Annotated in this window: 11 protein-coding genes; 1 reads left to right on the forward strand and 10 read right to left on the reverse strand. The window is 56.0% G+C overall.

The window, feature by feature from the left end; all coding sequences use genetic code 11:
• Positions 1 to 37 precede the first annotated feature (37 nt).
• Genes HZS80_RS06800 through HZS80_RS06820 form a run of 5 tightly spaced genes read right to left on the reverse strand, consistent with a single transcriptional unit; the run spans position 38 to position 4,708 of the window.
• Positions 38 to 742: a sulfite exporter TauE/SafE family protein gene (locus HZS80_RS06800; protein WP_179915563.1), complete on the reverse strand. Its 705-nt coding sequence runs from the start codon at positions 740 to 742 to the stop codon at positions 38 to 40.
• On the reverse strand, positions 739 to 2,133 hold the full coding sequence (locus HZS80_RS06805; protein ID WP_179915564.1) for an amidohydrolase family protein: 1,395 nt from the start codon (positions 2,131 to 2,133) through the stop codon (positions 739 to 741). The genes HZS80_RS06800 and HZS80_RS06805 overlap by 4 nt, the downstream gene beginning before the upstream one ends.
• Positions 2,134 to 2,183: 50 nt before the next feature.
• Positions 2,184 to 3,152 carry an ABC transporter substrate-binding protein gene (locus HZS80_RS06810; RefSeq protein WP_218927611.1) on the reverse strand — a complete coding sequence of 323 codons (969 nt, stop codon included), beginning with the start codon at positions 3,150 to 3,152 and terminating at the stop codon, positions 2,184 to 2,186.
• Complete coding sequence (locus HZS80_RS06815; protein ID WP_179915565.1) at positions 3,153 to 3,926, reverse strand: ABC transporter ATP-binding protein; 774 nt, start codon at positions 3,924 to 3,926, stop codon at positions 3,153 to 3,155.
• A 5-nt stretch (positions 3,927 to 3,931) separates the two neighbouring features.
• Positions 3,932 to 4,708, reverse strand: coding sequence for an ABC transporter permease (locus tag HZS80_RS06820; RefSeq protein ID WP_218927612.1), 777 nt, complete (start codon positions 4,706 to 4,708; stop codon positions 3,932 to 3,934).
• Positions 4,709 to 5,029: 321 nt separating this feature from the next.
• Here HZS80_RS06820 and HZS80_RS06825 point away from each other — a divergent pair, with 321 nt between their 5' ends.
• Positions 5,030 to 5,965 carry a LysR family transcriptional regulator gene (locus HZS80_RS06825; protein ID WP_179915567.1) on the forward strand — a complete coding sequence of 312 codons (936 nt, stop codon included), beginning with the start codon at positions 5,030 to 5,032 and terminating at the stop codon, positions 5,963 to 5,965.
• Positions 5,966 to 6,217: 252 nt separating this feature from the next.
• Here HZS80_RS06825 and HZS80_RS06830 read toward each other — a convergent pair whose 3' ends face one another.
• The 5 genes from HZS80_RS06830 to HZS80_RS06850 form a co-directional block, all read right to left on the reverse strand.
• Positions 6,218 to 7,249, reverse strand: coding sequence for a 2,5-dihydroxypyridine 5,6-dioxygenase NicX family protein (locus HZS80_RS06830; RefSeq protein WP_179915568.1), 1,032 nt, complete (start codon positions 7,247 to 7,249; stop codon positions 6,218 to 6,220).
• Between the two features lie 129 nt (positions 7,250 to 7,378).
• The gene (locus HZS80_RS06835; RefSeq protein ID WP_179915569.1) at positions 7,379 to 8,887 is read right to left on the reverse strand and encodes a sodium:solute symporter family protein; all 1,509 of its coding nucleotides are present in this window, start codon (positions 8,885 to 8,887) and stop codon (positions 7,379 to 7,381) included.
• Positions 8,880 to 9,068 carry a hypothetical protein gene (locus HZS80_RS06840; RefSeq protein WP_022521540.1) on the reverse strand — a complete coding sequence of 63 codons (189 nt, stop codon included), beginning with the start codon at positions 9,066 to 9,068 and terminating at the stop codon, positions 8,880 to 8,882. The genes HZS80_RS06835 and HZS80_RS06840 overlap by 8 nt, the downstream gene beginning before the upstream one ends.
• 21 nt (positions 9,069 to 9,089) lie before the next feature.
• On the reverse strand, positions 9,090 to 12,098 hold the full coding sequence (locus HZS80_RS06845; RefSeq protein ID WP_246361770.1) for a c-type cytochrome: 3,009 nt from the start codon (positions 12,096 to 12,098) through the stop codon (positions 9,090 to 9,092).
• A complete protein-coding gene (locus tag HZS80_RS06850) occupies positions 12,091 to 12,579 on the reverse strand; it encodes a (2Fe-2S)-binding protein (RefSeq protein WP_179915571.1) in 489 nt (162 codons plus the stop codon). Before HZS80_RS06850 ends, HZS80_RS06845 begins: the two co-directional genes overlap by 8 nt.
• Positions 12,580 to 12,807: the final 228 nt, after the last annotated feature.

Here is a 12,807-nt window from a genome sequence, read left to right on the forward strand (position 1 = left end):
TTGTCATCGTCCAAGAGGATCTGCTTACTACTCCTAATTAGGCGATCAAGACAAGTCCGCCAAGGATCGAGAGCAAGAGGACGGCAAGTCTTAGCCGCGCCGCCGGGATGTGGGCGTGGGCATAACGCGACAGAAAGCTGCCCAGGATCACCGCCGGTATCAATAGGGCGGCCGCGACAAGGTGATCGCGGCCGACCCTGCCGCCAAGAGCCAGCACGATCAACGAGAAAACCTCTCCAATCAGAAAGCAGGCCGCAACAGTCGCGCGCAGGCGTGGGCCCGGTGCGTGCTGATAGAGAAGCGCAAGCGGTGGCCCACCAATTCCGGTCGCGGTCTCGCTGATACCGGTGAACAAGCCAACACTAGTGGCTGATGTTCGGCGCGGCATAAATGGCGGCGCGAAAAGAGCAACCAGCGCGGCGAGGATAGTGAAAAGCCCGACGGCAATCTCCATCTGTCGCACACTCAACGCCAGCAATAAGGCCAGCCCTGCGAAAGTGCCCAGAAAACGGCCAAGCGTAATCCAGCCAGTGCCGCGCCAATCAATAGCTGTTCGCTCGCGCCACGCCACATGGGCATTGAGCGGCAACATCAGGACAAGAAGCGTAACCGGAAGATAGACCGGATCAACCATGGCAAACACCGGTGCAACGATCAGAGCAAAGCCGATCCCAACAGTGCCTTGCACCATCGCGGATACCATCACCACTACCCACAGCAGTGTTAGCAGCGATAACGTCATGAACGCCCCGCAAGTATGCTGTCTGCTGTAGGGTGAATACGAGTGACCGGCGCAGCGGCAATAGCCGGGACAGCAAGCTCACGGAGTTCGCGCATCAGTTCACGGGCATCCCAATCAACCGGCCAGCCATGCAATAGGCGCAGTCTGCCATTGGTGAACACAGCATCAATCTGGTCACGGTTGCCATAACGCACCAGTTCCCATGTCAGATCATGTGACGGTGTGAACTCAGGACGTTCAAGGTTAACCAGCAGGAAGTCGGCGGCCAACCCCTGTGCAATTCGTCCGGTCACAGCGCCTAAGCCCACGGCATCGGCGGCCATCCGTGTGGCCGCTTCCAGCCATAGCCATCCCCCACCACAGGAACTGTCTCCCGAGGCAAGGCCATAACCCGCGCGCTGAAGTGATTCTGCCGCATCCATCAGGCGGAACCCATCGGCGCGCGTGCCATCAGTGCCCAGACCAAAACGGATGCCGAGTGCCTGCAACTGCAGGGCGGGCGCAATGGCATTCCCTTTCCAGACGGAAGCAACGGGGTTATAGGCCACGGCGGTGCCGCTATCCTTCAGCAAGTTCATCTCATGCGGAGTGATCAGCGTCGAGTGCGCAATCAGCGCCTGTGGCCCCAAGGCGCCGATATGGTCTAGATGTTCTAGGGGGCGGCGGCTATTAGCAACTAGCGAGCGCTCTACTGCTACTAGATGTTCATTCACATGGGTCTGGAAGGTCACTTCTGCCTCCGCTGCCATGTCCGAAATACGCTTGAGCATCCAGTCCGAACCCACTTCAGGAATCGAGATCGCCAGCGATGGGTGAATCAATCGGTCACCTGCGAAGGCAGCCAGATGCGCCTCGGCAATTCGGATGATCTCATCACGCTCGGGTCGCAGGGCTGCACCGCCCAGATCATTGCAGATCTGGCCCACAACAAGGCGCAGCCCTGTTTCGCGGGCCGCCTCGACCAACCTACCGATATGCCCAGCTGAGCGTGTGCCAGCATCGACAGCGGCAGTAAACCCGCCACGCAAGCATTCGAACGCAGCGAGTTTCGAGGAAAGATAGACCATATGCTCATCCAGGCTACCCTCCAACGGCACCCAGATGCGGCGAAATATTTCGGACGGCTCACCGAACACCAGCGACTTCCCCAGCGATTGTGTTAGGTGAGTGTGCGTGTCGATAAAACCAGGCATCACCAGATGCTCCGGTAGCTGTACTAACGTTGCATCCGCATGACGCCTCACCAATATTTCGGGCTCGCCGATTTCGGCGAAGACCCCTTCGCGTATCAGAACCGCCTTGCCCGGCCGGGGGCCGTTATCCAGCAGCAAATAACCGGGGGCAAGAATCAGTGCACCGCCTGTCTCAAAAGCTTTGCGAAGATCAATCATAAGGGCTCCAGCAATATTCGACAGGCGGCTTGATGGGCAGAGGGCATGCGTTAATCAAGATCGACCGCCTCAGGTGCTACCTCACTAAGGGGCGCAGGATCAAAGAAGGATTCGACCGTCTCAAGCGTCAGCACCTCCCCTCGAATCACTCCTTGCGATAGGATCCATTCGGTCTCGCTATGCAGAAGCTCAGCTAGGTCGGAGCCCAACTGCAAATCAAAAACGCTGTCGGCCCACAGATCGGATAGCACCTCTGGTGCGACGATTCCCTGCATGGCAGCGGCAGTAGCGTCCATTGCCGCCTCGGGGTCAGCTGCGACCTCCGCATTCGCTCGAACCAGGGTGCCGAGGAAATCCTCTATGGCAGCGGATTTTTCCTCACTCATGTCGGCGTTTACAGCCAAAACATAGTGGGTTTGGTATCCGGGGGCTCGCCACTCCTGATAGCTATCACCAAGCGTCTCAGCGGCGGGGCCATAATAGGTGGGGAAAGGCACGATGACATCCACATCGCCGCGTGCTAGTGCCGCTACCAAGTCAGAGGCCGCCGCATTAACAATCTCAGCCTCGACACCCTCGGATGCCAGTACGTTCGATAAGTAAAAGTCAGTATTGGTGCCAATGGACGTACCGATCCGTTTACCTTCCAGGTCGGCGACCGAGTCCAGCGGATCATCTTTGGTGATGATGCGCATGCCCTGATAACGGGTCAGATCGGCGACAATAGCAAAAGGCTGATTGGTCAGAATGCCGGTGGCAGCAGGAAATTCGGCCATGAAAGCTACATCCACCTGCCCACCCAGCAGTGCCTCGAAAGCCTCACGCCCGGAAACGAAGGGAACAATTTTCACATTGAGACCGGCATCCTCGAAATAGCCGTTGGCCATTGCAACATCAACCTGGGGAGTTGAGGGGTTGGGGTTCCAGCCGAAAACGATATCTTGCGCCATGACCGGCAGTGGAATCAGGAACGCAGCGGCGGCGGCAACAGGTTTCAGAAAGCGCATGGTTAACCTCATTTAGTGGGATTGATGTAGAAGCGCGATGATCTCATCGCGGGTTTCCAGCAGATGAACATTGTCGCGGTTGAGCTTGCGCGGGCGCGGTTCGGCCAACGGATAGTGCTTGATGATCCTTCCCGGCCCCGAAGACATTAGTTGGATGTCATCAGTCAGAATCAGCGCCTCGTCCACATCATGGGTAACGAACAGCACTGTTGCCTTGTGTTTTTCCCAGATTCTCAGCAGCAGGTCGTGCATCACCAGCCGGGTCTGCGCATCCAATGCTCCGAAGGGCTCATCCATCAGCATGACCTGCGGCCCGAAGGCGAAGGTACGGGCAATGGCGACGCGTTGTTTCATCCCACCGGAAAGCTCCTGTGGGTACTTTTGGGCATGTTCCTCCAGTCCCACCTCGGCAATGGCGGCGCGGGCACGGTCGAGCTCCTCAGATTTCGACAGTTTCAGTCGCTTCAGCCCGAACCGCACGTTATCGAGCGCAGTGAACCAGGGAAATAGCGCATACTGCTGAAAGATTACGCCGACCTTATCCGAGGGACCGTTGATCGGCGCACCGTCGATGGTAATACGCCCGGTGGTGGCAGGCACGAAGCCCGCAACCGCATTCATTAACGTCGACTTGCCGCAGCCCGACGGACCAATCAGCGCGGTAAAGCTGCCCGGCGACAATTCCAGCGAGGTGGGCGCCAACGCGACCATCGAGCCACCACGTACGTCAAAGGTGATGGACAGATCGTCTATACAGACATGGCCCTGGGTTACTTGCTTTGTCATGGCGATCACCCCTGCTGCCAGTGGACCAGGCGTTGGCCGATGCGCTGGACGATCACATCCGCCACCGCACCTAGAATGCCTAGAATGATAAGAAGCGAGAACATACGGTCGGTGCGGATATATTGCCGTGCCTCTTGCAAGCGATAGCCAATCCCTGAAGAGGCCCCCGAAAGCTCTGCCGCGACAAGGCTGAGAAAGGCCAAAGCGACACCCAGTCGAATTCCGGCAAGGATATAAGGCGCAGCGGCAGGAATAATCACGGTCAGGAATTCGCGTGCCCGCGACACACCAAGTGAACGCGACGCGCGCAGATAGATGTCGGGCACATACTGCATCCCATGATGGGTGTTGAACCAGACGGTCAAGAACACGGTATAGCTGATAACGAAATACTTTGAGCCTTCACCGATGCCGAACCAAACAATGGCCAATGGAACCAAAGCAATAGCGGGGATCGGGCGTAGCAGTGTTAGCGCCGGAGCTAGTAGCACCTGCATCAGCGCCATACGCCCAGTCAGCAGCCCGACTAGCACGCCAAGGCTGGTGCCAATCGAAAATCCTATCGTCGCCCGTGACAGCGACACAGTGAGGTCGCGGCCAAGTGTACCGTTCTCGGCCATCTCGACTGTCGCGGACCAGACGGAGGCGGGCGAAGGCAGAATCGCCTGCGGCATAATGTTCAGCGCTGAGAAAAGCGTCCAGATCAGCAGGACAAACAGAATCGAGACAACGGCCCCTGACTGGCGCGCAATCCGCCAAAAGAAGTGAGGTGACTGAGCCATCATAAGCTCCTCATTGGCCAAGCCTTTATTTTATTTATTCCAGTTTTTTGCGCCGAAATGCACTCACTTGCCATAGCCTCGACGGTCAGAATGGACGTCAATCTTTTGCCTGTCATCAGTTATTACCCTTGTGAATGATCCCGTTACATTGCCCTCATGTCTGTGACCTACACCTCCCCTGTAAAGCAGCGTCACAAGCAATGGCCTTATCTTATGCACCTCCTACCGTACTGGTCTATAACCAATTTTCGACACCACTGTTGCCAAAAATGCTACAGTTAAACGCCTAAATGCTTGACCAGCCATACGGGGCCATCACAGATGTCATTAATTCTGTTGTCTTTACGCTATTTCGAAGAGGTGGCTCGTCACGGGTCATTACGCAAGGCGGCTGACCACTTGCATGTCGCTGCTTCAGCCGTCAACCGGCAAATACTGAAGTTGGAAGATGAGCTGGGGGTACCCCTTTTCGAACGCATGCCACGCGGCATGAGACTCTCTCCCGCGGGTGAAATCATTCTCTATCAGGTGCGCCAGTGGCAGCGCGATGAGCGTCAATTGGTGGGCTACCTGGGGGACATCAGAGGGGCGGGCAGTGCAGAAATCCGTATCGCAACCATCGAGTCGCTGACTGACCGGGTTCTTCCAGAAGTCCTGCATCGCTTTGGTCAACGCTTTCCGAGGGTGCGCTTCGTCATTAGTACGGGGGTCACCGCTAATATCCTGGAACAGGTTGTAACGGGTGAGGCAGATATCGGAATTTGCATGAACGCACCACCCACACGAAAAGTAAGATTTGTTGAAAAAGTTAACCTCTCCTTTGGCGCAGTTGTTGCGCCAAGCCACCCGCTCGCTCAAAAGCCATCTCTTAAACTGCGAGACTGCACACCCTTCCCGCTGATTCGGCCGGATACCGAGATGTTTGCTGGTTCCACACTGCAAAGGCTGCTGGACACGACCGATCTACAATTTTCCACCCTGGCACATTGCAACCGCATTCTGTCCATCAAGTCCTTAGCACGATCAGGGTTGGGCGTTGCGTTTTTAACGCGCCTGGACATTGCCCGAGAAGTCGAACAACAGGAACTCGCCTTTAACGTACTGACTGACCATCGCCAAGTCAGGTCACACCTATCGCTGTGCGTCGCCGCTGATCGTCCACTACCGATGGCCACAACGGTGATCCTGGAGCAAATCCGCCAAGCCATTACCGACATCGAGGGTGCTTCGACCCAAGGAGGCTGTCCAACTCGATAGCGCAAGCTTCATTAATGGATGCTCTTCCGTCACGAGCAGCGAGCTGGAAACGGCAGAGTGGGAAGAGCTCTAACCCCTCCTCCCGCCCAGAAACACAAAAGGCACCCGATTGGGTGCCTCAGATTTTAAAAAATCGCCTTATTTTAGTAGTTTTTAGATGCTGGATCAGTTCTCAAAAATACACTTTGACTTTGTTAGCAGCCTAAAAGCCCCTAAGCAGGGACTTTCATCAATATCATGGCTATCAAAGATTTAATTTTTGTCCATTTGCAGCTCTTTAACGACGATATCGCCATCAATGACGATGGGCTCATCGTCCAGGAAGAGCGAGCAGTTGCGCATGGGAATATCCAGATGGCAGGCAGTATCGTTAGACCCGCCCAGCTCGCTGTTCGGGCCGGTTGAGAACATCACGTTGCCATAGAAACTACGCGGCTCCATGCCCATGCCACCCGGGAACTCGCCCGGCACCATGCGGTGCCATTTGGCATTAGGGTTCATGCCCCAGCCTACGTGGCTCATGCCCATGCCGCGCGGGTCGTTAAAGCTATCCATATAGGATTTCACTAGCTCCGCATCGAGCCCACCACGTATATCGGTAATCCAGCCCTTTTCAATGGTGTAGGTAATGGGTTCTCGAACATACATGTTTTGGGGAAGCAGAATATCGCCCGGCGCCACCACAATGGTGCCATCAACGCCATCGTCATCACCGCCGGTAAACACAAAGCCAGAGGGCCAGTGATCCCAACGCCCCGGTTCGTCGGTACAGGCATACTCAGCAACCGTCTCATACGTATTCAGTTGGTAGGTTACATCCGTGCCGTGGGGCGAGGTGATGCGCATCACTTTGGCTTTTTCCAGCAGCGCGGCGGCCAGCTCGACCTTTTCTCTTAGTTCCTTGGTGGGCAACATTCTGGCCAGCAGTTCTGGCGGTTCAACCGCCGTCAGTATGCGCGTGCCCGCGGCTTGAATCGCCATTTGCTCGGGAGAGAACAGCAGGAAAATACAATCGATCAACATGTCGCAGTTTTTAAGCGCTTCCACCGCATCGGGCATGCTGGCAAGCCCCGTTGTTCCCACGGCCCAGCCACCGGTAGGTAACGGCGCGGGTAACCGCATGTGGTACATATTGGCGCCTAAACGCTGCCCCGCCGCCATAAAGGCATCCGCATAATCAAGGCGTTCGCTGCCCTGGGTCAGTACGACGAGTTTTTCGCCTTCATGTACGCCGGACATTTTTAGCTGATGGAGGCAAATTTCGGCAAAGCTTGCGTGATCCATAAAGTCTCCTAACTCCCCAGGCGAAAGCACAGCTGTAACGTACCGGGAAGTGTTAGCTGAGAGCGCTCGTGCTCGCCTTTGGGCACACCAAGCGCTCTATGGTGTTATCGGGTCAAAGCTGAACGTCAATTAGGCAGTCGCCTCTTTCGTCGCTTGATCGGTGGTAGTACTGCGCTTTTTGCTCAGCTCTTCAGAGATAGCCGCAAAGAAAGCATCCGTGGTGGCTTGATGAGGCTTGGTGGCTAAACTAACGCCAACAAACAGCACACTCGCGACTACAATGCCCCAAACGCCAGCGGGCAGACCCAGCAGTGAATTGCCAGTGGCATACATCAGCAGTACAAAGACGCTGGTGCCCACCACGCTTATCAGTGCACCGACGCCAGTACCGCGCTTCCAATAGAAGGCACCGATAAGTGCGGGCACCATGGCTACCAGACCAGAGGAAGCAGCCACCGACAGCACCGCAATAAGGTCAAGCTGCAGCTCGGCAAAGGCCAGCGCCATCAGTGCAATCACCGGCACCACAAATTTGCCCACCAGCAGTTGGCGCTTTTCACTGACGTTCGGTTTTACGTTGGCATAGACGTCGCGGGAAACCATGGACGCCAGGGTCAGCATGATCGAGTCGATAGTAGAGACGGCGGCCGCCATGATGCCGATCATCACGATCACCCCTAATACTGGCGGAACAAACTCCGAAGCCAGCAGCGTAGGCGTGGCTAAATCTGCGCGCTCAAGACTTGGGAAAGCGGCTAAGGCAGAGAAACCCCATAGCACAGAGACCATGGTGTAGATAAAACCAAACACCAGAAAGCCAATCAGCATGTGGCGCATGGAGCGCAGCGAAGAGGGCATAAACAGGCGTTGACTGACCTGCGGGTTGGAGATACTAAAGAAGAACCAGGGAATGGTGAGCCCCAGGAAAGTGACAAAGCTGAACAGGCCAGGGCCAGGCACCGTGAGTGACTGCGGATGTTCCGTTGCCAGCGTATCGAATAGTGCGCCGAAACCACCCAAGCCCTGGATCACCAGGAAGGCCACCAGGGTTGAGGCAACAATCATCATGATGGCCTGGAGCGAGTCGGTCCACATCACCGAACGAATCCCAGCGATATAGGAGAAGAAGATGGCGATCACCGTGGCCAGCACCACCCCGGTAGTAAAGGTAATCGCGCCATCAGTAATCCCCTGCAACAGGTAACCGACACCCGCGAGCTGAACGGCCGAGTAGGGAATCAGGAAGATACAACTGGCAATCGAGACAGCCATGGCCACATGTTTGCTGTTGTAGCGGTGGCCGAGCATCTCACTGGGGGTTACAAAGCCAAACTTCTTGCCCACCGCCCAGAATTTAGGCCCGAAAACAGCCACCAGGGAAACACCGGCAAAATAGATAATTTCAAAGCCTAGGGCGCCAACGCCGCCGGCATAGGTAAGACCTGCCAAACCCACCATCATAAATGCGCTATACGTCGTGGCACTGTAGCTCAGCGCGGAGACAAAGCCGTTCATTTGTCGGTTACCCAGGAAGTATCCCGACATACTTTCGGAAGGGCCTTGGCGCGACATAATCGCAATGCCAATAGCGATCAATAAGTAGATGGCAATAGACCACCAGATGAGTGACTCAGTCATTGCTGTGCTCCTCAAAATCTTTAGTGATAAACACATTCAGCGCAATGATGGCCAACCCTGCCAACATCCAAAACAGGAAGCTGCCGTACCAGAGCGCGACCCCGCTCAAGAGGGTGTAAGGCACTAAATAGCTGAGTAAGACGACGGCCCATACTAGCCATATCCATTTACTACGTTTCATAGTCCACCTCGTTTTATTACGTCAGGGAGTAGAGTGAGTGTTGTTGTGGTGAGGCTGGCGTAAATCGGCGATACGTTGTTTTACTTGTTGCCAAGGCGCTTTCTCTGAAGCAAAACGCGCTCGGAGATAGGTCGCCAAATCAGCGACCTGGGTATTACTAAAGCTGTCGGCAAAGCCTGGCATGCTACCAATACCAGGAACGTGTTCGGCGTGAACACCGCCCAAAATTGACTGAATAACGTTATCGGGATGATCGCTGTGCAAATTGGTATTCAGCGCCAGATTAGTGCTCGCCCTCGAAAAGGTAGGAACACCAGAATCAACATGGCACGCCGCACAGGCGCCCTCGAATAGCCGCTCACCCGCCTCAGTCCCTGGTGAGCTCACCGCTGCGCTGGTCACGCGCTGCTCTGCCTCCACCACGGCCGCATCGCTATTACCCGTGGGTGCCTGCATCTGGGCGGCCACATAGTGAGCAATGGCCCGCACATCGTATTCAGGCAGCTCAGCCAGCCCCGCTACCACCGGGGCCATAGGGCCAGAGGCAACGCCGTGAAGCGCAGATTCACCGTAGCGCAGATAGTCGTAAAGCGATGTTTCACTCCACGGGATGGGCGCACGCGACAGCGTATTAAGCGGTGGCGCTTCCCAACCATCTACAAAGGCACCGGCAAAGTACGCCTCGCCGATTTTCTCAGCGCCCATGGCATTGCGGGGACTATGGCAAGCGCTGCAGTGGCCTAACCCTTCGGCAAGGTAGGCTCCCCGGTTATACAGTTCGCTTTGCATGGGGTCAGGTTGGAAAGGGGTTGCATCGTGATAAAGCGTATTCCAGCCTGCCATTAAGCTGCGCACGCTGAAGGGGAAAGTGAGCGCATTGGCGTTTTTTTCAGTCGACTCGGGGGGCTGAGCCATTAAGTAGGCGTAAAGCGCCTGTAAATCGGCATCACTGGTCTTGGCAAATGCCGTATAGGGGAAAGCAGGGTAAAGGTGGCTGCCATCACGGCTAATGCCGTGGCGCATGGCGCGCTCAAAGGCTGCGTAAGACCACTGACCAATCCCCGTCGCCTCATCCGGCGTAATGTTCGTGCTGTAGAGCGTCCCGAAAGGTGTCTCAAACCCACGCCCACCGGCATTGGTCACGCCACCTTCTGTGGTATGACACGCCGCGCAGTCGCCTGCAGCCGCAACGAGTCGCCCACGCTCAATGGTCTCGGCGGAATAGAGGTTGGCGGCTGGTCTGGAAATCGGTGCAATGGCCCCTTTCCACGGCCACGCCACGGCCGCAGTGCCCGCAATGGTGGTAAACGCTGCAGCGGCTAACCAGCGCCGGTTCATTGACCGCGGCGGTTTCAATTTAGATGGGCGCCCTGCCTCCTCGGTGGACGAAGCTTCGAGTGCCTGGCGCACACGCTTGGCGGTAAACGGTGGTTGGCGAAAACGCAGGCCAGTGGCATCAAAAAGCGCATTGGCTATTACCGCAACACCCGGCGATAGCTCCGCCCCGGTTAATACGTCTTCACCGACGGTTTCATTAATGCCTTTATCAACAGGGCTTGGCGCAGAAGCGGTCGTTGGCAATACGGCGGAATATTCACGCTCAGTTAGCGCACGACTGCCGTCACCCCACTCGTCGAAACTGGGCGCCTGCCCCAAAAGGGGGCGCGCTTCACCCAATACCCGGGCCTGTAGCGTTTGCTGAAGGCGATCAGTATCCACATCAGGGCCAGCGTCCTGCCCCACCACCAAGCGGGTAAGCTGAACATCGCCGGTAACACGATTGACCTCCACATCGGCAATCCAGGCAGAGCGCACTCCCGATTCCACGCGCTGATTCCGATCGGGCAACTGAGAGTAGGCAAAGCCCCGCCCGCGCAGTAGATCCTGGGGTAAAGAGTTTACTGATGGATTGAACGCCCGTTGCCACTCGGCCCGTTTAGCCACGGACTCAATCAGCTCAATACCACGCGCATCTTCAAGATGTCGAAGCCGCAGCGCGACAGGGTCTTGGTCACTCTCGCGGGCAACCTCATCTAAAAAAGATTCCCGAGCAAACGTCTGCTGTATACCCATCAAGGTGGAATTGGTGGAAAGCGAGTCTGGCTGGGAGCGTGCGGCAAGGTATTGGTCGCGAAATACATAGGGCGAGAACGGCGTTGTGTCTTGCTCGCCGGCGGTGGCCTCAGCGCTAGACGTTGTTATCGCGGCCCTACCACTTAACAACAACCCTACGGCAGCCACCTCACCAGTGAGATTGGCCTGCTGATAGTGATAACGGGCTATCTCACCACTACTGGCAATATCCGCGTTTAGGCTAATTCGCTGCGCTTGGCCCAATGCCTGAACATCCTTGGCGTAGCGGGCATCGAGCCAAACGGCTACCGGGCCGCCCACCGCCCGCGACATCAACGCCGCATCCACGGCGGCATCGTCACCGCAATGGCGACCCAGCCCTGAGGCCTGACTTGATGCGTGCTTACCATCAACTCTATAAAGCTCAATCTGGCTAATATCCAGCGCGTTTAACCGGCTTAGATCCTGTTTAAGCGCCGCTGGGGTGACGGTTTGCCCCCACACACTCAATTGTTGGTCGCCACAATCGGCAATTACCCAGCTGGGGTGACTGCCCCAGCGCATGCGACTCGGCCAGCCATACGCATGGTTCGAATGCATGTATGACTGGCTAGGCACAAGAGGTGAATCAGAGGGCGCTTGATCGCTTTCAGGCGCTTTTTCGGGCGTCTGGTGAACGGCCTGCCACTCAACCTTCAGCTGTTTAGCGGCATCGGTCGCCAAGGCCAAACTATCGGCAACCACCCCCACAAAATCCCCTTCCACCACGACTTCAATAGATCCAGATAGTGAGGCAATGCGGCTGCTATCGACGCCCACTAAGCGATCACTCTCAAAACGCTCACCATTCCACCGGTAGTAAGGTGGACGCACGACGACACCAAAACGTGCCTGCGCTAGCAGCGCGGGGATGCCGGCCTGTTTTTGCTGGCCATGGAGCATCGACCCTTCACTCATGAGAAGCCTCCTGCAACGCGGCCGCGTTAATGACCACGGCACGCTCCGCTGCATGGAGAATTTCAACATGGGTGCCACATCGGCAGAGGTTATGCTCTAAAGCGGTGCGAATCTGCTGCGCAGAGGGTTGGGTATTATGATTTAGCAGCGCACGAACAGTGATGATCATACCGTTCAAACAGTAGCCACACTGGGCTGCCTGAGCATCGATAAAGGCCTGTTGTACAGGGTCAAGCTCACCGCCCTGGGAAAGACCATCAAGGGTGGTGACCTCATGACCAACGGCAGCAGACACGGGCAGCACGCAGGTGCGTGCTGCCATGCCATCAATCAATACGCTGCATGCCCCACACTCACCCAAACCACAGCCATACTTGGGCCCATTGAGCGCCAGGTCGTTACGCAACACATTGAGCAATGGTGTCTGCGGCGGCACGGCCAGCTCATGTTCTTGCCCATTGATAGTTAGCTTTAGCGTCATAGGGGATCATCATCGTTATTGTTAAGCCCGCACTCTTGCTCTGGATAGGGCTTGGATATGACTTAGATGTTACTAATAAATGCTGCCTGCCAAACACACTTCGTAGCACCTTAAACCCGCCTATTTTCATCTACCTTTCACAGGCGGCCAATCGACTTGCACCAGCTAAGTGCAGAGCTAATATCCATCGAGCATTAAAGGTGCATACGCTATAAAAATAAGCCTAAT

This window comes from Vreelandella glaciei, from assembly GCF_013415125.1.
Taxonomy (GTDB): domain Bacteria; phylum Pseudomonadota; class Gammaproteobacteria; order Pseudomonadales; family Halomonadaceae; genus Vreelandella; species Vreelandella glaciei.